The sequence below is a fragment of the Paenibacillus sp. J22R56 genome, assembly GCF_056269375.1.
Genome location: NZ_JBWDNV010000013.1, coordinates 15,784 through 40,654, shown reverse-complemented (window position 1 = coordinate 40,654; position 24,871 = coordinate 15,784). Strand labels below are relative to the sequence as shown.

Below are 24,871 nucleotides of genomic sequence, written 5' to 3'. Positions count from 1 at the left end.
CTCCTTCTATTCCTTTATAGGCTCAAGTTTGGATAAAGGAATGTGGAATCCAGCTGCCGTTCCGTTATCAGGATTACTGCTGATCAGAAAACGGACATGCCCGTGGTAGAACAGCTCCAGCCTGCGGTATACATTGCGGATACCGACATGGCCTTCCATATCCTGATCGTTTCTTACTCTCTCCATCAGCTGCTGAAGCTTTCTGTCATCCATCCCAACTCCATTATCGATTACCTTGATTTCAAGAGCGCGGTCACTAACCTTCGAGGTAACATGAATCAGTCTGTTCCCTTTTCTAACCTGCAAACCATGCTTGCAAGCATTCTCGACAAGCGGCTGAATGCTCATTCTCGGAATTTTCATGGAGAGGGATGCCGGATCAATCTCAAAATGATAGTCAAACTGATCGCCAAAACGGAACTTCTCGATTTGCAGATACATCGTAGTGAATTGAAGTTCCTCCTCAAGCGTAACAAGACCGTCCGCGCTCTGCAGAAGCTGGCGCATTAACAGCGACAGATTACTGATTATTTCTGTCACCTCGCAATAACCTTTCTTCATGCAGACGATTAGCAGCGCATTTAAAGTATTGAAGAGGAAATGAGGGTTCATCTGGCTTTGCAGCATCGACAGCTCTGTCCGGACCTGCTCAAGCTCCATACTCTTTTGACGGATCTCCAGCTTATATACATCATTAATCAGCGTTGTGATTTTGCCGGTCATGACATTAAAGGTATAAATTAAACCTCCAATCTCATCTCGGCCTTCCTGAATGTCAATGAGCTCGAATTTCTCGTTCCTTGCTTTCTGCATATGTCTGGATAACTTCTTCACCCGGTAATGATAGGAACGGAAAATTATAAATATAAGTAAAGACGGTACTACCGTGCTAATCACTGCAAGCCAAATGATCGAGCGGTGCGCATCCTCAAGCAGCTTGTCTATCCGCCGCGTATCTGCAATGCCCGTCAGCTTCCAGCCCTTTGCATAACTGACATCTCCGAGCATATGCTCGATGGTATAATCGCCGCTTGCCTCCGGTACTTGAACCAGCAGCTCTTCCGGGTTTGACGGATCAGAGGTTTGTAGTCCGCTGCTAGCAGCAACAATCCGGTTCCGGCCATCCACCAGACGAAGCTGAAGACTGTCCAGCTCACGATCAAGAATGTGATTAATTTTGTCAACATTTAAGTCAATACGTAAATATTTGGGGTATTTGGAAAACGAAGTGTACGTATTCATCTTGCTAATAACGCTGATGCGTTTGCCAGGACTAAATCCCGTACTCTCGTAATAGGCCGCCACTATAATATTGCCGTTAGATTGCTGAAGCGGCTTGATCCAGGAATCCTCGTCAGCCGAATAGTCCATCACATAATAGTTTGCACCGGTCAGAATCGTAGGATTGCTTGTATAAATTCGAGCCTCCACAATATTCTCGGACATATAACGAGTCAGACGGTCCCGCAGTAATCCGTTGTACACCTCATAATAATCACTGGGCGAATCATAAGTCCGGTCCAGTACCTCATAGATCGAATCATCGCTGCCAATTGATCGGCTCAGCGCGACGCTCTCGTCAATCATGCCAAGCAGCTCACCGGACGCCCGCTCAATCGATTTGCGCAAATTATCCTGTTCACGTATCTTAATATCCTCCGAATTCCGTTGATAGAAGAAGAGGTTAATGGTTACGATGGGAAGCAGAACACATAGTAGATAAATAAGAAGGAACTTGTATTTCAGCGGGATATCATTAATGCCAATAATCCCAGGCTTTCTGCCGTCCATATCTTTCACCTCTGACAAGCATTTTTGTAAGCGGAAGGCAGCTTACCTGTAAGCGCTTTAAATTTGACGGTAAAATATTCCGTGCTGTGGTAGCCTAGCATTTTGGCAATGTCGGAAAGTCTCAAATCCGTTCTCCTGATCAACTTTTTCGCTTCGTCAATCCGAAGATTGTGAATAAAATCATGAAAGCTGGTGCCTGTCGTCCGTTTAAACTGCTGCCCGAAATAAACCGGATTCAGATGGAACAGATCAGCCACATCCAATATTTGCAACTTTTCCTGGTAATGGTTCTTCAAGTAGTTAATCGCTTCTGCAATGATTCCTTCCACTGCACGAAGCGGTTGCTTCCGGTTCCTCGTATGCACCGATACCTCCATGCATTTCGCCTTCAGACGCTCACTTGTCCAGCACTTTGTACTTGTCGTTTCCTTGCACCAATTCAGCAGCCAGCCGGATTCATCCTTCTCCTCCTCATACCTGCGCAGCAATTCACCACAAAGATACTCAAGAGCTCCTTGCAGCCAGCCGTACATGAATGGCGTACCTTTATCCCTTTCATGCAGCCGATCAACGGTCGAATGTATACGGTCAGAATCGCCTGCTTCAATATGACTAAGCAGTTCGTGAGCAATTGTTGTTATATCCTCCAATTTGCAGCAGTCCTGTTCCTGTCTGCGGCACACCAGAAGACCCGATTTCACGAAAAATTGTGCACTGCGGCGAGATTCTAATATTTGGTTGTACAGCTCATGCAATTCTGAAAGCTTGCAAGAACTCGCGCTGCTATAAACCGTCAGCTCTTCCAGCAAGAATGGCTGCGCAGCTGCAACAAGCGCAAGAGCTGTCTCCCATTTCTCCTGCTCCAGCTGTTCATTCACGACAAGTAGTCCCGCACGCTCTGGACCATCTTCGAACTGCCACATCCGAATGCTGTCGTCTTGGAATACTTGACTGACATATTGTTGGAGTCGGACTGCAATGGACAGAGCCTCTTCTTCAGAATGGCTATCCCCGCATCGATTCGTCTGATTAGCAGATTCAGCCATTAGCAGAGTTACCTGTGAATCCCCTTCTAATCCGAGCAGCCGTTCAGCAGCTGTAACAGTAGCAGTTCCGCCGCATTTGGCTAGTCTTAAAATGGTAGCTGCTTCCGCCGCAGCTCTCTCTCTGTTAACTTCTTCCTTGGCTATCCGCGCTTTATCCAGCTCTTCCTTCAGTTCCGTGAGGATGCTGTGAATTTCCTTCAGCATTAAAGGCTTGAGTACATAATGATCAACCTGGTATCGCAGCGCTTGCTGCGCATAGGTAAATTCCGAATAACCGCTTACGATAACAGTCCGGGCTTCCAGTCTAAGCTCCTCTTTCATCACACGTACGAGTTCAATACCATCCAGTACGGGCATCTGAATGTCGGTCATAACCAGATCCGGCTCGTTTGTCTTAATTAAAGCAAGCGCCTCTTCACCGTCTTTTGCCGTCCCGCATAATTGATAGCCGAACGCCTGCCAATCAATCAGCGTTTCCCAGGCTTCCAGCATATAGGGCTCGTCATCCACTACTATCGCTTTGTACATTATTAACACCTGCACTTTACCAAGAAGTCAGCTTACGAAATCTATGCAACCGCTTTCGAAATGATATGTTTAATTATCTGACCAGCAGTAGGGTTAAACAATACACATCTCTTTATTTCCTTACCCGTTGTTTACTTGTTGAGCAGAAAAATGACTGTACAGCCGTTTGGGCTGCCTGCCGCTGTTATATCGTTAAGCGGGTTAAGCCCCATAATTAGACAGGTGTTCATCGCCTGTTCCCAAGTAGTAAACTCGTTCTTGCAAGCGCATTCAATTGCGCCGACAACCAAATACCAAAGGAGTTGGGTATTAATGAGAAAGAGCAAGTCAAGCTGGATTCTGAAGCTGTTCACACTGGTGGCCCTTATATTAACGCCATCCCTGCTGAACAGTAATCCGGCGAAAGCATGGTCAGGAATGAACATGTCCAAGCTTCATGTAAGCGGCAATCAGCTTGTGAACAGCAGCGGTCAGCCTGTACTGCTGAGCGGTTGGCATCAGCCTTCCGGCTCATACTGGACGTATCAGGACAGCAAGTACTATCTAGATCAGTATGGCGGGAACAGGCATGCGGCTGTTCTGGCGTACCTGAAGGATATTACGGATACCTTTACCAACACATCAAACAAATACGGCAACAATCATGGCTGGTATATGAACCAGGTCCGCCTGTTCATTGATCGTGAGGACATGGGCGACGTGGCGGCCGGCACCTACAATTTTGCAGGCTTGCAGTCCGTCACTCAGGAAGTTATCATTCCGTTCATTAACTACGCTAAGACCAAGGGAGTATATGTCACGCTTGGACTTGACTTCACCATTCTTAATAACCAAGCGACTACACAGGCTAATCTAGACAAATTCAATCAAATCTGGGGTTATCTGTCCTCCCAGACGGCCATCAAGAGTGCGGACAATGTCATGTTCGAGCTCATTAATGAGCCTGTCCAAGCTAATGCCAACGGTTCTTGGGGCGGCAACCCTGCCCAAAGCGACTTCGTTGCCTACTGGAATTCTCTTAAGACGTTCCAGAACTCGATCATCTCAACGATCCGCAATAACGGAGCAGATAATGTGATCTGGGCGGCAGGACTTGGATGGGACCAATACTATCAACTATGCGCTTCTTATCCTCTGACTGATCCGCTCAACAATTACGGTTATGCCGTTCACTGGTATCCTGGTTATGGTGCTCATGATGATTATGCATCTCTGCAGCAGATCTGGGATGATACCATCAAGCCATGTGCCAACAGTTATCCAATCAATATTACCGAGACAACTTGGTTCAAGACATTAACTGGAGACTCTTCCTATTGGGATTTGTTCAACGGTTCTAACGAAGGCTTTGGCAAGAATACGAAAGCGATCTTTACAGCGGCGGGCAATGTCAGCATCGCCGTTCATATGAACGGTTTCCTGCTGGAGCCGGGTACAAGAAGCTCCTTCGCAGATCCTACGGCCGGATTGAAGTATGACGGCAATACGGCGAGGGACGGCATGGCCCGATTTATATTCGAATGGTATTACGAACGGGCGCAGCTGCATCCATGGAACGGAATCTGGAATGGCATACAGTCCGGATCGACCTACAAGATTATTAACCGGGCTTCCGGAAAAGCGTTGGAAGTGCCGGGCGGTGCAAACACAAACGCGCTGCAGCTCCAGCAATACACAGACAATGGCGCAACCGCACAGCAGTGGGTTATTTCGGATCAAGGCACCTACAATAATTACTACAAGCTCCGGAGTGTCAGCTCGTCCGACAGCAAAGTCATGGATGTCCGAAACGGCACAAAAAACAATGGAGAAGCCATTCAGCTCATGTCGGATAACAATAATACCCCGCAGCAGTTCCGACTCATCAAGCTGAGCAACGGGTATTGGAGCATCATCAACGTGAACAGCAATAAGGCGGTTGAAGTTGCTAATTCTTCAACAGCCAACAATGCTCTGATTCAACAGAATTTGTATCGGGGCAACCTGAACCAGCAGTGGCAGCTGGTGAAGATCAACTAACATAACAATCGGGGCAACCGCTACGTGGTGGCTGCCCCGATTGCTTGTTCTATCGTATTATCTGAAGATTAATTGGGAGAAATGGTACAAATCATTTTTCCAGACCGGCCAATCATGACCTCCGCTTTCCTCATACCAGAGGTGTGTAATATTCTCCTGCGCAAGATACGCATGCGTTCTGTCGCTGACATGCTTCAGCTCATCAAGCACACCACAAGACAACCACAGCAGGCGCAATTGCGTTGTCGATTTCTCCGGATAAGGCAGTAACTTATCGGGCTCTCTTGTATTTGGCGCAGCAGAGAATGCCCCTACCCATTCAAAATAATCGGGATTATTAAACCCCATATTTAATGATTGCCCGCCTCCCATGGATAGGCCGGCTAAAGCGCGGTTCTCGGAACCTGTTAGGACTGGGTAATGCGACTCAACAAAAGGAATCAAGTCATGCAGCAAATCGGATTCAAACGTTTCGAATGCTTTTATCTTTTCTGGTGCAAATATATCTCCCTCCGCCCGGTCATTCCTCATTGCACGCCCATTAGGTAGAACCACGATCATAGGGGAGAGCTTATTTTCCGCAAATAAATTGTCCAGAATAACCTGCGGAGCACCATGTTTATACCATTCTATCTCATCTCCGCCAATCCCGTGCAAGAGATACAGAACATTATACTTTAGTTCCTCTGTGTATCCTGGAGGTGTGTAAATCATACATTTTCGTGTGCTTCCAACCGTGCCGGATTCATATTCAACAGTCGTTATTTGACCGTGAGGAATGTCCTCCCTATATTGGTCATAGCCGAGAGGAGCTGATTCAAGAAACATATTTGCCTTTCCCCTTTCTAAATCTTTCTATTATAAAATAAAGTAGCATCTCCAGCTCATTGACAACAGCCTGTTAAAAACGGTTTAATAACCGTACAAGTTATAGGCCGTTTATTACCTAAATTACTAATTCCTTTTTTGTATATTTGAGGGAGTCCCCTGTCATTATGAACGGAATAATGGGAATATACAGCATGTAAAAGGAGAGACAAAATGAGATGAATCATATTCACTATGTGGAATGCGATGCTACGCACGCAAGCAATTTTATATTTGATATTCCTCAAGGCCATCACTGCTGGCTTCTGGTCATCACCAAGACCCCTGCTCAATTCTGGGTTAATGGTGAACTCAAAAAATACCCGCCCCACAGCGCAATCCTCTACCAAGCACAACAGAAAATCTATTACCAGGCCTGCGCTGATAAATATGTAAACAACTGGATCCGCTTTGAATCGGATGAACCGTTCGTTTCAAAAACATCGCTTCCATTTGGCATTCCATTCTCCTTGGATGATCCGGACTATTGCCACAAGCTGTTCGAGCTGCTAGTGATCGAGCATAATTTTAATAAAGATTACAAGAAATCTTCCATTGATTATCTACTTCATACGTTGTTCAATAAGCTATTGGAGTCCTACTGCCATGATGGCTTTACGACGCAATACTACGATTTATTAAGACTGCGGGCAGCCATTCAAAGCAACCCGGGCGATCACTGGACGGTTCCGAAAATGGCGGATTCCCTCCGGATCAGCCCGGGCTATCTGCAGACCATTTACAAAAAGACCTTTGGTATTTCCTGCATAGAGGATGTCATCATCAGCCGAATTCGTCTAGCCAAAGAATATTTATTCCACGGCTCTCAAACGATTACCGAAGTTGCTTATCGGTGCGGCTATCAAAATGTGGAACATTTCTGCCGGCAATTCAAACAAGTAACCGGTTATTCGCCGCGAAAATTCCAAATGCATGCTGACTCCTTCGAAGAGATTCAGGACGTACCGGTCATTCCGTCGAAATCAATTGATTCTCCTTAAAAAATTCTCCTACGAGGAATTTCATCCTATCATTAGGCTGTTCCTTGGCAAACTCAGCCTGATCCGCGAACTTCATACCGTAAGGTCCATCAGGCGTATAGGGCTCCCAACGCGGCAAATCCTCTCCAGTAGAATCTTTGCCGTTCGGGTCTCCAGCATGGATGAAGTTCGCCCAATAATTGCACATTTGACGGGCCAAATCGTAATGCTTGCCGACAAAAGGCCGCCAGCATTTGGCAAGAGTCTCGAAGAAGAACCAAAGATCTACCGAATGAAAGGTCCCTGGATTATCCCATCCTGGAATCTCTGCATCGAAATTGTAATAATAAAGGGGAGTATTTGCCCCCGTATCGGCATTCGCCTGGCCTGCAATCCGAATCGCATATTCGATGCTGCTTACCGAAGCCTTTTTAATAACTTCTTCAAGGTTGCCTGTTGAATACTCACATAGCTCCAAGAACGTCTTGGCATTGTCACCGAACAGATTGACGGCATTCTGTTGGAATTCTTCCAGTGATACCGCTTTAGGAACACTGAAAAATTCGGACGATGTATGGCCGAGCATGACCGGTACCTGCAAACGCTTGTTTTGAAGGAATAGTTCAAAGGAGTTCCCCACGCTGAATTTATGATCTACGACGGTCCCCCAAAAAGCTTTATATTCCACTATCTTATCCCGTAAATAGACGGCATCAAGGCTTCGTGCTTCTTCAAGCGAGGTTACTCCAAGAAAGTTAAAGAACTGGATGCCTTCCTTTTCGGCTTCCTCTAACGTGCGGAGAAACCTTGGCATTCCTGCGTTCGGGTATAACTGGGTGAACACTCCGCTCTGAACAATCGCTCTCTGAAAAAGTTCACTGTTCTGAGGTGAAGTTAGCTGGTTCATGACACTCCCGCCGCCAGCAGATTGTCCGCCAATCGTTATATTGTCCGGATTACCGCCAAAAGCCGCAATATTGCATTTGACCCATCTAGTAGCTGCCTGCTGATCGAGGTGGCCGAAGTTGGCAGGTGCATCCGGCGCTTCTGCCGTAATTTCAGGGTGGGATAGAAATCCAAATGCATTCAGCCGATAGTTGATGGTAACCACCACGATACCTCTTCTGGCAATGCGTTCACCATCAAATTCCATTTCGGAAGGATGACCAACCTGTAAGCCTCCGCCGAAGTACCATACAAATACAGGGAGCTTTTCGCCAGCGTTTTTAGCTGGGGTCCATACGTTCAGGTAAAGACAATCCTCGTTCATCGCAATATCCGGCTCAACGGCCCATTCCCGCGTATAAATATTGTTATCGTCAAGTTCCTGTCTGACCTGCAGCGGGATCGGCGAATATTCGTAGGCTTTCAGTACGCCATCCCAATCGTTGGCCGGCTGAGGTGCACGCCAGCGGTTCTCTCCTACGGGCGGAGCGGCAAAAGGAATCCCTTTGAAACTCGTAATCCGGGGATCAGCAGCCGGCAGCCCTTGTACCATCCCGTTTTCCACTTTCACAACTCTAAGCATGCTTCATCCTCCCTTTAACCGAATAATTACTTGCCGGCTGTTGCGTCGGCGCGCATTTTTACGATTTTTTGAGCTTTTTCCGTATCCGCTGCAACGACATCATTCCAACCGAGTCCTACTACATCGCTCTTCATCTTTGTCCATAACTGATCGAATTCTTCTTGGCTCTTAGCGAATACCATCTTCCAGGATGTATTCTTTACATAATCCGAAATCTGGCTGCGTTTGTTTTTAATGTCCGATGAATCACTTCCAAGACTTGTATTGATATTCGGCACGATGTCAATCATATTGTTTTTCATGTAATACTCGGTTGCGTTTGCTGCGTTATAGGTATTCTGCCAGTCTGTAGTGAGTGCCGTTTTGTTTGCCTCGATAGTTGAGCTCCAATAAGTGCTGTTATAAAATTCCCCTGTATCCGGATCGACGACAAAATCACTCATAATCATACTGTTAATCTTGCTTTGTCCGTCCTGGTATCCGCCGCCTCCGTACTGATCCGGAACCGGAGTGTTTTTTTGGAAGGCGGTTTGTCCTATTTCGGTAAGCTTCAACTTGCCATCTGCAGTCTTTTCGTAATTGAAGCCTTCAAATCCATTTGTATAATATCGCAGACCTTCAGGAGAAACCATCCAATCAAGGAGTTCCATAATTCTTTCAGGTTCCTTAGCTTTTGAACCAATGGCGAATACTCTGCCATTTCCGTAATAAGCATCGCTGCTCTGAATAATATGAGTGTCGGCAATCGGAACAGCCACATTGCCATCACCGTTTTTGCCTCTTTCAATAGAGTTATAGAAACCTCTCTGCCAGGAGTACCACAAGAGAAGAACCTGTTTGTTGGTCAGCTTTTCCGAGACCTTGTTCCAATCCTGCGATGCAGAGTCGGGGTCGACAAGACCCATCTGATTGGCTGTGAAATAGAATTGCAAGATCTTTTTGTACATACTGTTATCATCGATAAGCGGAACGATATCACCTTTTGCATTCAATTGAATGGTCGATGTTCCGTCTGGCTGCTCATAGCCGTACCAGTTGCTGAGCCAACGTACATTTTCCATACTTCCGCCATCCCAGTCCTTCCACAAAGTAATCGGAACGATTTTTTTGCCGTCTGGCGTAGCAGGATATTTCTTTTGCATCTCCTTCAATACATTCAGAAGATCGGTCAAGTTATTGATCTTCGGAGCACCTACCCCCTTGTAATAATCCCAAGGCATAATTGGGCTGGAATAAGGGATTTCTTCCGAGAATGTTGTTGGAGAAGTATCTGCTTCAAAAGTCGGCATGGCGTAAATTTTTCCATCCGGATTCACCTTATCAAAGGCAGTATTAAAAGGTTTGAAATGATTATCCACATATTTGGAAAGATATTGCGTATTTTTCACCTTGTCCGAGATATCCATAACAAGCCCTGCCGGAATTAATTCTTCCAACTGACTATTATCGACAATCAGGAGGTCACCTAAATTTCCAGCCGCGGTTCTTGTCTTGTACAGCTGATCGCCGGCAACCTGAGGAGCAAGAATGTTCAACGTGATATTGAACTTATCCTTAATGAGCTTTCCATACCACCCTGTCTGCTCTCCTTGGTAATTGGCCGCATTATCGTAAACGGTAACGGTCAGCGGCTTACTGTGATCGATCCCTTTGCCGGACTGCGATGTGCCCGTCCCATTACTAGGCTCTGATGACGTACTTGGCGATGGATTGGAAGCGTTCTGACACCCAGCTAATGTTGTCGACAACAAGAAGATACCTGCAGCCGATAACAACGTCCATTTTTTATTGCTGCTCTTCATTTACATCCCCCCGAATCATTTCATGTATTATAATGGCGCAAGTTAACCTTTCACTGCACCGATCATAACTCCCTTTACGAAGAACCTTTGGAATATCGGATAAATCAGTAAAATTGGCGCCACAACAATAATGGTAACGGTCATGCGAATAGAAGTCGTGGTCTGCTTTGTGGCCAAGCTTGCCATGGCTGTTGAACCGGCATTTTGCAGGTTGACCATGGTAGATAAGGAGCTTGCCTGATTGATATAGTTAAAGAGAATAAACTGCAAGCTATAAAGCTTGCTGTCCGTAACCAGAAGCAGCGTATCCTGAAAGGAATTCCACTGATCTACGGCCGAGAATATAGCAACGGTTGCTAGTATAGGCTTGCTTATAGGCAGCATGATTCTGAAAAAGAGAGTCATAATGCCGGCGCCGTCAATGCTTGCCGCCTGCTGCAATTCCTTTGGTGTCGATTCTACAAAGGTCTTTACAAGAATGATGAAAAAGGGAGCTACGATTGTAGGCAGGATATAAGCCAAAAAGTTATTGGTTAGATGCAAAGATCTCATCGTCAAATACCATGGAATAACCCCGGCATTAAAGAACATCGTAACGACCGTAAATCGATACCAGAATCTTCTCCCCCACATATCCTCCTGGGTAAACATAAAGCCCAGAAAAGCGGATGCGCCGACTGTCAAAGTTGTACCTATTAACGTTCTGCTTAGAGATATGACAGCAGCGTCCCATAGTCCAGGTATTTTAAATACATCCAGATAGTTCTGGAAATGAATATGCTTAGGGAAAAATACAACATCGCCTCTAGCACTAATATCGTTCGCACTAATGGTGTTAATGATAATGGAATAAAAGGGATACACACATATAAGAGCAAACAGGGAAAACACCGTATAGATCAAGACAGAAATCATTTTGTCTGTGGTGCTAGTCTGTACTTTCACTTTACTCATACGATGCTCTCTCCTCTTAGCAATTTGGATAATTTGTTCACAGAAAAGAGAAGCACCACGCTAATCAAGCTCTTCAGCATACTGATTGCGACCGAAACGGAATAGCTGCCGCCGCCCATTGCCAGGTTGTATACATATAAGTCCAAAGCCTGTATCGTATCTTTGTTAAAAGCATTCTGAAACACGAAATATTGTTCCAGACCATTATTCAGGAAGCTCGCAATTTGCAGCATCAATAAAACAAAATAAGTCGGCAGCATGCTTGGCAATACCACATACCAAATAATCTGCATTCGCGTCGCACCGTCAACATGGGCGGCTTCATAAAGAGAATCATCTATCCCCATAATTGCCGCAATATACAAAATAGCGGACCAGCCTAATGCTTTCCAAGTCGACCACATCCACATCGTAATCCAAACGTGGTCGGAGTTTTGAAGAAATAAAATCGGAGAATCGATAAATCCAAGCATCTTCAGGAGGCCATTAATGATCCCTTCACTCGAGAACATGGAAAACGCCAAAGAATAAACCAATACCCAGCTGATAAAGTTTGGAAGGGTCGTTACCGTCTGTATAAACTTCCGGAATCGGACCGCTTTAATCTCTGTCAAGAATATGGCAAAGACCATGGGAAGCCAGGAGAAAAGTAGATTTAAGCCGCTCATGCCAAACGTGTTTTTTATAATTTGAAGAAGTTGATCTATTTTCACTTGGTTTTCGACCAAAGAACGAAACCACTTTAGACCTACAAAGGGCGACTGAGATAGAGGAATGGGAGGCGTATAGTCAAAGAATGCATATACCCATCCATAAAGAGGGTAGTAAGCAAAGATACCAAGTAAGATCATAAATGGCAGTATGTATAGAAATTTTATAAATGAAGTTCTACTCTTGTTGTAAGGAATTCGCATCGTTTTACACCACCTGATTATTTAAATTAATTCATAATTCTTAATATTCAGAAATCAATGCTTAAGGCTCAAAATAATAGCCGCTCCCCTCTGTGAAAAATGATTTAATACTCCTTCTATTCACATTTGGTAGCGCTTTCATTGTTCTTATTGAAGTTAGTATAGAATATCTAATTATTCAAAACAATGACCTATCCTCATTGATTATTGATCTATTCTTAGATGGGTTAAAACAAAATAAACAAAAAAAATCACCAGTTGATTTACCCAGCTCGGCAAAATAAGAAAGCCCACATCAAGGATATGGGCTTTCTTTATTACAAAAAATTATCGTGTTTGGCCATACACATTCAGTATGCGATAAATAATAACGGCCGCTTCGGCTCTACTTGTCACCCCAAGAGGATTGATCTTGCCGTTCCCGCTTCCCGTTACAATGCCTTCCTTCACTAATGCCGCTAGTGCTTCTGCTGCGTAATCAGCAATCTTGTCCTTATCGGTGAAACCGCTCAGGTCAGCTGCATTACCATCCAACTGCTCATTATTCGCAATTTCAAGTACCCGTGCGACAAGCACCATCATATCTTGTCTGGAAATGGTAGCATTCGGGTGGAATGCATTGTCTCCAGACCCCAGCGCGATACCGAGCTGCTTGACTACGCCTAATGCTTCATAATAATACGCATTAGCTGGTACATCGACAAAATTGTCTGTTACTTCGGCTTTCAGCCCCATCGCTCTGACCAGCAGCGTTACGAATTCAGCTCTCGTCACACTGCGGCTTGGCTCAAATGTTGTACTGGATGTTCCATTAATGACACCTATTTTCGCCAAAGCGTTTATAGCTTCTTCCGCCCAAGAGTAGCCACTTAAATCGGTAAATACAGGAACAGTTGGTGGTTCCACAGGATCAGTTGGTTCTGGTGTTGTCGGTTTTGGTGCTCCTGGATTACCGCTGTCACTATCCTTCGTTACCGTAACACTTACTTCCGCTTGTTTCTGCACTCCTCCAGCTGTAACCATCAACTTCAGCTTTCCAGAACCTGCAGATACACCCTTAATCGTAACGGCTGCTTGATTGTCAGCTCCAGCGATGCTGATCGCGCCACTTGCTTCCCATTTGTAGACAGGGCTTGTTGCATTTGCCGGAGCGAGTGCAGCATTTACCGTTACCTGTCCATTTACCTTCATCGAGGCAGGAGCATCTGCAAGGCTAACGGATTCTATTGGAATTACTGGTGACGTTTGGTTCTTTGAAGTAAACTTCCAATAATCGATATGAAATAGATTATCCCCTTCACCACTGAACATAAAGAAAATATGATGAACGCCTGTCACATTCGTGACATCGGTCTTCATGAGCTTCCATTGCTGTGCTCCGCCTGTAGACTGGACATCCAGCGTGCCAATGACGTCGCCGATCGGACTGTCTACTCGAATTTCGATTTTGCCCCCATTGGTGGAAGCAACATTCGCTTCGAAGGTCGCTGCTCCATCCGTCCCAAAGTCAGCGTTTGCTACCGCTAGCCAGTCTCCCTGATTCACATTCGTAACATCCAGATTAATCTCTTCAACAGGGTTTCCTGGTGCCTCTGACTTCTCCGTCGCAAGGCCTGCATTCCAGGCAATCGTTTCTGCTTCCGTTCTTGTATAAGGATTCAGATTAGTAAGCTGGGAAACCCCTTTCATATCCGCTTGAATGTCTTTGATATGACCATTCTCATAGAACTCCACTTTGTTGATATGCGTGGAACGGTATCCTTTCCCATCCCCAATCATCGCTTTACTGACGGTTTGAGCATGGTAAGTGATGTACCACTCGTTATTAAATTCAAAGATGGAATGATGGTTATTACCGCCCACTCCAAAAAACACACCGGGATTTTTCAGAATGGGTCCAACGTAAGTAAATGGCCCCATCGGATTGTCGCTTACCATATACGCGATTTCACCTGCAGGTGGCGTTCCTTCCGGATGTGTACCTGCAAAATTCGAGCAATAGCTATAATAATATTTGCCGTTAAATTTATGAATGCCGGAATCCTCAAACATGTAGGGTGCGTCGATCTTTTCTGCCGAGCCAACCGTGCTGAGCATATCATCACCTAGCTTTATGACTCTGGCCGTGTTCGGATGGGCGATTTGTTCAGCTGAAGGATTTGGATCTCCTGGAATTCCGCCTCCAAAGTACAAGTAGCCCGCTCCATCGTCATCGACCAATACAGCTGGGTCAAACAGCCATACGACACCAGGAACACCAGGCGTATTGCCCGATACAAGCGGCTTGCCAAGCGGATCTGTCCAAGGACCGATCGGGCTGTCTGCCGTAAGCACCCCTATACCGCCTGCTCCGTTCGCGAAATAAAGGAAAAACTTATCTACTCCGTTAATCTTCTTATGCGCTGCTGCGGGAGCCCATGAGAAAGAGGCCCATTTTGCAATGCCGTTTGGCCCGGCTACCGGAATCGCACCATGATCGGTCCAGTTAACCATATCATCAGAGGAAATGACGAATACGCGATTTAGATTACTAAACGAATTATCTTTTACATTTCCATTGCCGTCATACTCGAATTCATCACTAGACATATAGATGTAGACTCTACCGTCATAAACCATAGCGAACGGATCAGCTCCAAGCTTATGGCTCATAAGCGGGTTCGAATAGCCGGGAATTTTCGCAAGTGCTTCGGTATCAAATAGCTTCAATCCGATGTTCGCTACTGCGTTATGAACGTTATAAGCTGCACTTCCGCCTTCGACCTTTACATAATCCGTACGAATCTGTTCCGTTAGATCCGATGGGACGAACCCTTCCACTCTCAACTTGATAGTGGCGAACAGATTAGAAGACTCATTCGTGAAGTTCACTTTATTGCCGGATACACTCATCTGCAGCTGCTTGCCCGAATACGTGTACGTTGGTTCTCCAGTTATGTTGTCCGTATTAAACACGACATCGGTAACAGAAAGATGCTCCGGAATGTTGAACGATGCCGCAATGGATGAATATTGACCTTCCGGCAATGCCTCCATGTGTACTGGAACCTCCAGCTCCATGTTTTGAACGCCAATAACATTGGATACGTCATCCAGGCTTGCATTCAGAATAGAAGCTGCACCGTTCTCACCGGTCAATTTGTCCTCCGTTCTGAAATAATCAAAGTCAACGTAACCGCCAGTTGTTTTGGTCGAATAATTAAACAAGGCGAAGCGATAACCCATGAAATGATCAAGCTTATAGCTCATTTGCAGCGTATTGCCGATTGCATGCCACTCTGTGCCGTTCAGACTATAGTAGAAGTATGCTTTATCCGTGTTATTCTTGTAATCGAACTCAGCCTTTAAGTAGACTCTGTTCTGGTTAAGCGGAACACTGGCGATTTCCTCTGCAGTTCCCGAGCTTCCATTAACCATAACAACCGATTTCGTATTCCCGTTCATTTTGACCCCTACAAACCCGTAGTCTTTCTGCAGGGCGCCAAGTCCAGCATAATCCCCATTTTTCATTTGCCCAACATCGATTGCAATGCTGCCTGAGCTCTCCGGACCAAACGTACGTTGCGTAAGTGTATTGCGGGCATCGAGCATCGAAGTACTCTTATGACCCGTCTTCAGTCTAAGATAGCCTGAACGTTTGGAAAGGGACCATAAGTTGTTATCCGGATTGTGATTCCATTGCCAGACCAGGGACAAGTTATCGCCGTTATAATCGTTCTCTCCGTCGTTTGTTTTGTCCAATCCTCCGACTGGTGTAACATCTTCAAGAGAAATATCATCGATATAGAAATCCATCAGATCCTTAACCGGATCTTGTTCAGGCGTCCATACGGTCTCAAGGAAAATAAGCGGAGCATTCAATGAAGCATCTTCCGGTACGGTGAAGGTTCCTTCGATCGTTCCCCATTTCCCTTTCTCAATCGTTGCTGAACCAAGAACCTTAATCGTTCTCCAATCTCCATCCTGGAAATCGAAGTTAAAGGGTTTGGTTGCTGGAAGCGTCTCGTCTCCGTTATATTTCACTTTCGCCGAGAACTTGTACACGCCGCCTGGCTTTACCTTCCCAGTTACATCTTGCTGTGCTCCTGCACCTGTAGCCGTTCTGCTGCTGATGAACAAGCTGCTGGTTCCGCTGTTCGCTTCATCTGTTGTTACCGCCACCACAGCATTATCGTGTTTGGTCCATGGGGCAAGACCGGATTCAAATCCGCCATTCTTCAGAAGGTTCGAATCCGGTGTCACGTCCACAAAGGAAATATCATCCACATGGAAGTCCATTCGATCCTGGATAGGATCCTGCTCTGGCGTCCATACCGTCTCAAGGAAAATGCGAGGTTCATTAAACGTAGTATCAGCCGGAATCGTATACGTTCCTTCAATGGTCCCCCATTCTCCTTTCGTAATCATGGCAGAGCCAAGTATTTTAATTGTCTGCCAGTCTCCATCCTGGATATCATAATTAAACCGTTTGGCAGCTGGAAGCGACTCATCACCGTCATATCTCACTTTTGCTGAAAACGAATACGTGCCTCCGGCTTTAAGCTTACCGGTAAGCATCTGCTGAACACCAGCCCCAGTAGCTTGTCGATTGCTTATAAGCAAGCTCTGTGACCCGCCGCTATAAACATCGCTTGTCACCGTCACTGCAGCATCATCATGAGCTGACCATGGTTCTTGTCCGTCTTCAAAGTCCCCGTTAACTAGAAGCTCTTTCCCTTCTTCAATCGTCAGCTCGCTAGTCCCGTGCGTTGCTGCCAATGTTGTATTTTGTGTCATGTTCGCTGTGCTTGCGCTTGAATCACTTGATTGATAATGGGAGGCTCCAGATTTCTCAGCCTGTGGATAAAACTCATCGGAATCTACGAATAAACTCTTAGAATTGATACCACTTACGGGAATTTTTATGTTTTCGGGAATTGAACCATCTTCACCAAATACCGGCCAATTATCTTCCCACGACACTGGAACAAGGAAGGGAACCCGACCAACAGAGCCGTGGTCCTGAAACAACATTCCGTACCATTTGCCATCTTCCGTATCCACAATGCCGCCTTGTGCGACTCCTGTCTGTAAAGCGACTCTGCCTTCATACGTGCCGTCAATTGTAGTGGAACGGTGTACGATTTCCGTTCTTGGTGCATTCTTGGGCCACGTAATATTAAACACATAATAATAGCCATTAATTTTCTGAATATGTGTGCCTTCCGCAGTAAGACCAACGTTCTCCTGCGTGCTTGCAACCAAGCTTGCATTCGGAATCAGTACTTTATTAAGCCCGTCCGCTTTAACAGCGGTCGCGTCTGAGTTAAGCTCGATGATCCGAATATCTCCACCGCCGTAAACCATGTACACACGTCCATCATCATCGAACAGAAGGGACATGTCGTGGTAGACACCATCCAGCTCCGCATGTGTCCAAGGGCCGTGCTCAATATCCGATGTTTGATAGATGTAAGTTTTACCCGTGCTGTATGAAGCAAACGCAATGTAATATTTGCCTTCATGATAACGAATGCTGCTTGCCCATGATCCTTTACTGTAATCATTTTTTCCATTTCGAAGAGTTTGCTCATCCTCATCTGCGAGGATGTCATACACATAATTGACGATTTCCCAATGGACCAAATCATAAGATTTCATGATAGGAACACCAGGATTCATATGCATCGTTGTACTGGTCATGTAATAGGTATCACCTACTCGAATGACATCGGGATCCGGAACATCCGCCCATATTAACGGATTCTCAAAGGTCGTATCTTCCTTCTGCGCAGCGAATACTTGTTGGCGTGGTACTATGAACACCAACAATGTAACCGCTAACAAAATTGCTAATGACTTCCTAATCATTTTGTTGCCTCCTCTTTTGGTTATATCTAACTTTAATTTGAACCTGTGCTCATCTTAAAATAATTGCTATTATTAATCGATGTGTTTTTTTATTTAAAAAGTATAGATTTTTTCGCATTTATTCATTGTAAAACCTTTAATTAGACCTGAAACAACACCAAATAAAAAAACAATGTTCATTTTTTTACATACAAAAGCATTTCTTTACCTTTTAAAGAAATTAATGTATTGACCGATCTAAATTTACAAGCAGACAATGAGCACCCTTTCGTTGTAATTTAAAATTGATGTAAAGCTACATGATTTCACCGAAATTTTACATCCAAGATAGGAGAGAAACAACCTGTTCAAGAATTGACAATATACCTCAGTAATTGTAGGTAGGTAGGTTTGCCCGCACATACCTCAGGTGGTTTTTATAGCGCAAATACAAAAGACAACCCTCTTCCCATTGCAGAAGAGAGTTGTCATTTATTTCTTATAATTTTTATGAGCTACTTCTTCGCCTTATAAAACTCATGCTACTACTTCAAATCCTACTCGCTAATTCGCACCTCGATACCAAGCGCTTCCATCGTATCTACCCATTCTTTGGAGCAACCTGCGTCCGTGATCAGCATTGAAATCTCCTCTAGCCTCGATACTCTGGAAAACGTGGACATCCCAAATTTGGAGTGATCCGCAACCACAATAGACTCTTCCGCCCGCTGCATCATTTTCCGCGAGATGGTCGCTTCAGCTAAATGGTAGTCCGTAATGCCATCTACAAGTGAAATGCCACCCACCGAAATAAACGCTTTGTTCACTTTAAATTGATCCAGTATCTGATCGGTCAGGGAGCCTGTTGTCGCTTGGTACTCTTGATTTACTTCCCCGCCTGCAAAAATAATTTTCCCACGAAACGTTTCCATCGCTAAATTAAGTACCGGGACCGAGTGCGTGATCAAAGTAATGTTCGTTCGATCCTTTAAATAAGGCAAAATCTCAATTGTCGTCGTTCCGGTATCCACCATAATCGTTTCGCCGTCTTTAATTAAAGAAGCCGCCAGCTTACCAATGGACATTTTCTCTGTCTTCATCATCTGGGTCCGCTTCAGAAAAGGCGGCTCGACAAGCTCCATGCGCATTTTGACCGCGCCCCCGTACACCTTGCGAAGCTTGCCCTCCTTCTCCAGTCGATCCAAATCACGCCGCACCGTTTCCGTTGAAACGCTGAGCAGCTCAGACAGGTGATGCACCTGCACTTTTCCTTCCATTTCCAAATGATTCAGAATCGTCATCCTGCGATCTTCAAACGTTAATGACATCAGGAGCCTCCTACTTGACTGATTTCATCTTATTAATGTTGTTTTGTGTTGTTTTCATCATTTTAGAAGCAGGGGTACAGGATGTCAACTCATCAGCTGATTCCTCTTGCAGCGGAACGTTATCAGAATTTCTGGTTGACAGTCTGATTTAGCGGCGCTACAATTTTCATAAAACAACATGAAAACAACACAATTCAACATGATTAAAGAATGGTTTTGACATCATTAAATATAAACATGGAGGGCTTATCGTGCCACATTCACTCGTCTTTCGCGAGAATCACACCTTTACGATTGCGCAATTCACTGATTTACATTGGAAAGATAACGGTGAGCTAGATCAGAAGACACGCCGTCTCATGGAGGACATCCTCGATGCTGAACAGCCAGATCTTGTTGTTTTTACAGGTGATGTCATCTATACCGGTGAGGTAGCCCCAGGTGATCTCGTGTGCGAGGACCCATTAGGTGCATTACGAGAAGCAGTCCACTCCGTAGAGACTCGCGGGATTCCATGGGCTATCGTGTTCGGCAATCATGACACGGAATCGATCATTACGAGAGAAGAGCTCATCCATGCCGTTCTGGAATATCCCCATACGGTTACCCAGCGGGGCCCGGTAGAGGTTAGCGGAGAAGGGAATTACCGGTTGTCCATTCAAAATGCTGCAGGGCAAAGCAAATTCAACCTTTACTTTTTTGATTCAGGTGCTTATTCACCCGTTCCCCATATTGAAGGATATGATTGGGTTCGCAGCGATCAGATTGAATGGTACAAGAAAGAATCTCTACAGATTGGAGATACTTCAGCTGAACAGCCTTTGCCAGCTCTCGCTTTCTTCCATATTCCCTTCCCAGAATATCAAGAGGTGTGGGACACCAAAACTTGTTATGGGCACTTTTATGAGGCTAGTGTCTCCAGCAGCCAAGTGAACTCAGGCCTATTTGCAGCTATGCTTGAGATGGGCGATATCGTTGGAACCTTCGTTGGCCATGATCATATCAACGATTATTGGGGTGATCTGCACGGGATTCGTCTTTGTTACGGCAGAGCCAGCGGCTATAACACGTATGGAAAAGAGGGTTTTCAACGAGGCGCAAGAATGATCCGACTCCGAGAAGACGAGCATAACTTCGAGATGTGGCTGCGACTTGCTGACGGCACAGTTATTACCGAGCAGCCTGAACACATCCCTGGTTCTTAACTTGGAGGTAATGGTTTGATCATCGTCGCAACGCTGCTAGTCATCGCTTCTGGCTTAGCACATGCCATTTGGAGTTTATTCACAAAAAGCAGTCATAACAAAAGCGTCTTCTTATGGTCCATCCTTATGGTAACCACCATCGTTCTTCTTCCTTATTTAATAAGAGAATTATGGCTTCATCCTTTATCCTTATCGTCCTACAGCCTTCTGCTGTTATCTGCCTGCTTGCAGGCCGTTTATTCTCTCTTGTTAGCACGTACCTACAACATGGGTGATTTGTCGCAAATCTATCCGATTATGAGAGGTACCAGTACTTTATTCGTTCCCATTATTGGTGTCCTGTTCCTTCGTGAATCCTTATCGGTATATGGATGGATTGGACTGCTTTGTATGGTCATTGGTTTCGTTTCACTCAGCGGCATTTTCACCAGAGTAAGATCACGTTCAGCTTCCATTGGGTCCGTTAAACCTTTCTTTATGGCGCTTTGTGTTGGCTTATGCACGACCTGCTATGTCTTCGTAGATAAGCTCAACCTTGAACATATTTCAGCGATCTCTTTACTTGAGGTGACTAATATCGGTTTCGTCGCGGCATTGACACCAACCGTTATAGCCTCCAAACAACTTCGCATGGAATGGAAATTAAACAGTAGGATCATTTTATTCGGAGCAATTCTCAATCCAGGATCGTATTTATTGTTCCTTTTCGCAATGAAGTACGCACCCGTTGCCCATATCTCCCCAATGCGTGAAATTGGCACCGTATTTGCCACGTTTCTAGGCATTGTCGTCCTTAAGGAGAAGCAGGGTACTTTACGGATATTGTGCTCGGTCATCATTTTAATAGGAATTCTCACGATTAGTTTTTGGGGCTAGAAGTTATCTTGTTCAAACAAAAAAACCCTTGATACTCAAGATCAATACCCAATGCGCCAAAAGGAAACCCTTTTTCTCCACTTAATTTCTTTTCATCAACAGTTACAACATGCCCAATTCGTATAGGAAACAATAACGTCAATATAAACATTAAATTTCAATTCAATACTATGATCTTCACTGGCGTAAATCCATCACAAGAAACTGTGAGATTATCATCCGTATCTACGATCTCGCCTCCTTGCAGCAGTCTTATAATCGTTTTCTTAAATTCACTAAATTCAGAGTTGCCTCCAAAGTAAAATGAACAAAACACATTTCCACCTCCGTAACTATGGTTTTAATCTCAGGAAGCGTTGGTTCCTTTTGACCCGTCCCCTCATCGACATGATCCTTATTGGGCGTATCTTCATCCGGCTTCCGCGAGCCCAGCTTGTCGAGGAAGGAAAGGGATTATATCTTTGAAATAAAAAAGAGCACTGCGTTAACAGTGCTCTCAGAGTGTCGATAAAGTCCTTAGGACTTTTCGGCGCTTTTATTTTTATATGGTATAACTATCTGGAATGAGAGCCTTCACAACACGCTTTACGATATCTTTTGCCGCTTCCTCGATCGAAGAGCTGTTGATAGCAGCCTCGATTGGCAAAAAGGCTTGACCAATGATTTCTTGCGCAATGGCTTGGTCGTTGTCGTTCGTAGAACCAGCTGGTACCAATGCAAGAAGTCCCGCATCGTTTAGCAATGTGGCATAACCCGCGAGTTGCCGCACAGATTCACCTAAGCTGTTATCGATCAACATCGTATGATAGCCTCTCGCTACCAACTTTTTCTCGACTTCTTTCGCAAGAGCCGTATTGCCTACAACTGAACCAATAAGCCAAAGCGTTAATGGCTGCTGTCCTTTTTGCTGGGCACGAACATCTCGTGTGATTTCCGTATCCATTCGGTCAACAATGTAAGAGCTTTGAAGAGCTTCATCAATGACGCCGCAAGCGGATGTCATATTTGTTACACGATCGATGAGAATAAATCCACCGATGCTTTTATTTTTTTCAAACTTATCAAAAACAATACCATCCGATAATGAAATTTCACATTTAGCCAATTCATTCTTAACCACATGATCGGCTGTAACCGTATTGCCTGTATTCACATCAATTTTGTAATTGATTGCCGTCACCGTACCAGGAAGAATCTTAGTACCAACTTTCACCAGAACATCTTTGCCCGGCGTCAGGACAGAATCATCCATCCAAAGAATCGTGGCGCTAAAGCTGTCAGCTTCTTGAAGCTGATTGTCCTTCGTAAACACACAACCTCTTGAAACGTCGACTTCGCGATCTAATTGAATAGTGACAGGTTGTCCCGCATGAGCCGAATTCCTGTCTTGATCTGTTACTAAGATTCGCTTGACCTTTGCCTTCTCATGGCTAGGCAGAGTTGTCAGTTCATCGCCAACTGCGATGCTCCCGGCTTCTATCTGGCCTTGGAATCCGCGGAAGGTGTGGTCCGGTCGGCATACTCGCTGAATGGGCATCATGAATGGCTTCACTTCATCGCTTGCATGAACATCAACACTCTCCAAATACGGCAGCAAAGCAAGCCCCTTGTACCAAGGCGTATTAGGCGATTTCTTCGTAATGTTATCCCCTTCTGTTGCAGAAACAGGGATTACCTGAATGCTCTCAAACCGGAATTCAGTGGTAATGCGAGAGAATTCTTCTTTAATTTCATCAAATTTATCCGAATCAAAATCCACCAAATCCATTTTGTTTACTGCCAAAACCAGATGCTTAATCCCCATAAGGGCGCAAATTCGGGTATGACGCTTCGTTTGAGTAATAATCCCTTTAGTAGCGTCCACCAGAATAACGGCAAGATCAGCAAAGGATGCGCCTACGGCCATGTTGCGTGTATATTCTTCATGCCCTGGCGTATCCGCTACAATGAACGAACGGTTATCCGTTGTAAAATACCGATAAGCCACGTCAATCGTAATCCCCTGCTCACGTTCCGCCATCAGCCCGTCAAGAAGCAAGGAGTAGTCAATTTTGCCGCCACGGCTGCCCAGCCTGCTGTCCAGCTCGAGCGCTCTCTCCTGGTCGGCGAACAAGAGCTTAGCCTCATAAAGCATATGTCCAATCAAGGTGGATTTTCCGTCATCCACACTTCCACAAGTAATAAACTTAAGCAGACTCTTCATCTTAGAAATAGCCCTCCCGTTTGCGTCTTTCCATACTTCCCGCTTCTTCCTGGTCGATAACCCTTGTTGTCCGTTCGGAGGATACCGCACCAAGCGTTTCTTCGATGATAGCATCCAGCGTGTCTGCCTCTGACGGGGCACCGCCAGTCAGCGGATAGCAGCCTAATGTGCGGAACCGCATCTTTGCCATTTCAATCTTCTCACCTGGCTCGAGCTTCATTCGCTCATCATCTATCATAATCATCTGCCCATCACGGTTGACGACAGGCCTTTCTTTCGCAAAGTAGAGGGGAACAATATCAATGTTCTCTCTGCGAATGTATTGCCAGATATCTTTTTCCGTCCAGTTGGAAATCGGGAATACGCGCATGCTTTCACCCTTGTTAATTCTGGTGTTGAAAAGCTTCCACATTTCCGGCCGCTGATTTTTCGGATCCCAGGCATGATTCTTATTACGGAATGAGAAAATCCGCTCCTTCGCACGTGATTTTTCCTCATCACGTCTTCCGCCGCCAAAAGCAGCTGTAAATCCATATTTGTCCAAGCCTTGCTTCAGGGCTTGGGTTTTCATAATATCCGTATATGCGGAACCATGATCAAATGGGTTGATCCCTTGCTCGATCCCTTCCTGATTGGAGTGAACAAGCATTTTGATTCCGAATTCTTTCGCCTTGCGGTCGCGGAATTCAATCATCTCTTTGAACTTCCACGTTGTATCGATATGCAGGAAAGGAAACGGCGGCTTCTCTGGATAAAATGCTTTCAGCGCCAAATGCAGCATCACAGAGCTATCCTTGCCGATCGAGTACAACATCACGGGATTTTCACATTCCGCCGCTACTTCTCGAATAATATAAATCGCTTCAGCCTCGAGTTGATCCAGATGTGTTGTTGCATCTATGGAATCAAGCATCAAATTGTCCATGAAAAAGTGCCTCCCTTTAATCCTTACTAAATCTATAGACTATATTCTATATGGTATCAGATTTTCACTTTTATGC

General features: G+C 45.1%; 15 protein-coding genes. 4 read left to right on the top strand and 11 right to left on the bottom strand.

Annotated features, from left to right (window positions below):
• Window positions 1-6 precede the first annotated feature (6 nt).
• The gene (locus AC0YNT_RS27320) at window positions 7-1,791 is read right to left on the bottom strand and encodes a sensor histidine kinase (RefSeq protein WP_475807450.1); all 1,785 of its coding nucleotides are present in this window, start codon (window positions 1,789-1,791) and stop codon (window positions 7-9) included.
• Between the two features lie 5 nt (window positions 1,792-1,796).
• Window positions 1,797-3,365 carry a response regulator transcription factor gene (locus tag AC0YNT_RS27315; RefSeq protein WP_475807449.1) on the bottom strand — a complete coding sequence of 523 codons (1,569 nt, stop codon included), beginning with the start codon at window positions 3,363-3,365 and terminating at the stop codon, window positions 1,797-1,799.
• Window positions 3,366-3,677: 312 nt separating this feature from the next.
• Here AC0YNT_RS27315 and AC0YNT_RS27310 point away from each other — a divergent pair, with 312 nt between their 5' ends.
• Complete coding sequence (locus AC0YNT_RS27310; protein WP_475807448.1) at window positions 3,678-5,384, top strand: RICIN domain-containing protein; 1,707 nt, start codon at window positions 3,678-3,680, stop codon at window positions 5,382-5,384.
• A 57-nt stretch (window positions 5,385-5,441) separates the two neighbouring features.
• Here AC0YNT_RS27310 and AC0YNT_RS27305 read toward each other — a convergent pair whose 3' ends face one another.
• Complete coding sequence (locus tag AC0YNT_RS27305; RefSeq protein ID WP_475807447.1) at window positions 5,442-6,212, bottom strand: alpha/beta hydrolase; 771 nt, start codon at window positions 6,210-6,212, stop codon at window positions 5,442-5,444.
• A gap of 218 nt (window positions 6,213-6,430) precedes the next feature.
• Here AC0YNT_RS27305 and AC0YNT_RS27300 point away from each other — a divergent pair, with 218 nt between their 5' ends.
• Window positions 6,431-7,252, top strand: a complete 822-nt coding sequence (locus tag AC0YNT_RS27300) for a helix-turn-helix transcriptional regulator (protein WP_475807446.1) — start codon at window positions 6,431-6,433, stop codon at window positions 7,250-7,252.
• Here AC0YNT_RS27300 and AC0YNT_RS27295 read toward each other — a convergent pair.
• From AC0YNT_RS27295 to AC0YNT_RS27270, 6 genes are all read right to left on the bottom strand, one after another.
• Window positions 7,221-8,759 (bottom strand): carboxylesterase/lipase family protein, encoded by a 1,539-nt coding sequence (locus tag AC0YNT_RS27295; RefSeq protein ID WP_475807445.1) that lies wholly within the window; start codon window positions 8,757-8,759, stop codon window positions 7,221-7,223. The genes AC0YNT_RS27300 and AC0YNT_RS27295 overlap by 32 nt on opposite strands.
• A gap of 26 nt (window positions 8,760-8,785) precedes the next feature.
• A complete protein-coding gene (locus AC0YNT_RS27290; protein ID WP_475807444.1) occupies window positions 8,786-10,561 on the bottom strand; it encodes a type 2 periplasmic-binding domain-containing protein in 1,776 nt (591 codons plus the stop codon).
• Window positions 10,562-10,603: 42 nt separating this feature from the next.
• Entirely contained in the window at window positions 10,604-11,515 is a 912-nt protein-coding gene (locus AC0YNT_RS27285; protein ID WP_167276632.1) for a carbohydrate ABC transporter permease, read from the bottom strand.
• Window positions 11,512-12,243: an ABC transporter permease subunit gene (locus AC0YNT_RS27280; protein ID WP_475807443.1), complete on the bottom strand. Its 732-nt coding sequence runs from the start codon at window positions 12,241-12,243 to the stop codon at window positions 11,512-11,514. Before AC0YNT_RS27280 ends, AC0YNT_RS27285 begins: the two co-directional genes overlap by 4 nt.
• A 513-nt stretch (window positions 12,244-12,756) precedes the next feature.
• Complete coding sequence (locus tag AC0YNT_RS27275) at window positions 12,757-18,279, bottom strand: family 43 glycosylhydrolase (RefSeq protein ID WP_475807442.1); 5,523 nt, start codon at window positions 18,277-18,279, stop codon at window positions 12,757-12,759.
• Window positions 18,280-18,815: 536 nt separating this feature from the next.
• The gene (locus AC0YNT_RS27270) at window positions 18,816-19,586 is read right to left on the bottom strand and encodes a DeoR/GlpR family DNA-binding transcription regulator (protein WP_167276623.1); all 771 of its coding nucleotides are present in this window, start codon (window positions 19,584-19,586) and stop codon (window positions 18,816-18,818) included.
• Window positions 19,587-19,837: 251 nt separating this feature from the next.
• Here AC0YNT_RS27270 and AC0YNT_RS27265 point away from each other — a divergent pair, with 251 nt between their 5' ends.
• Complete coding sequence (locus tag AC0YNT_RS27265; protein ID WP_475807441.1) at window positions 19,838-20,791, top strand: metallophosphoesterase family protein; 954 nt, start codon at window positions 19,838-19,840, stop codon at window positions 20,789-20,791.
• Between the two features lie 15 nt (window positions 20,792-20,806).
• A complete protein-coding gene (locus AC0YNT_RS27260) occupies window positions 20,807-21,667 on the top strand; it encodes an EamA family transporter (protein WP_475807440.1) in 861 nt (286 codons plus the stop codon).
• Between the two features lie 541 nt (window positions 21,668-22,208).
• Here AC0YNT_RS27260 and AC0YNT_RS27255 read toward each other — a convergent pair.
• The gene (locus AC0YNT_RS27255) at window positions 22,209-23,870 is read right to left on the bottom strand and encodes a GTP-binding protein (protein WP_475807439.1); all 1,662 of its coding nucleotides are present in this window, start codon (window positions 23,868-23,870) and stop codon (window positions 22,209-22,211) included.
• Window position 23,871: 1 nt separating this feature from the next.
• Window positions 23,872-24,795, bottom strand: coding sequence for a sulfate adenylyltransferase subunit CysD (gene cysD, locus AC0YNT_RS27250; protein WP_243865218.1), 924 nt, complete (start codon window positions 24,793-24,795; stop codon window positions 23,872-23,874).
• Window positions 24,796-24,871 lie beyond the last annotated feature (76 nt).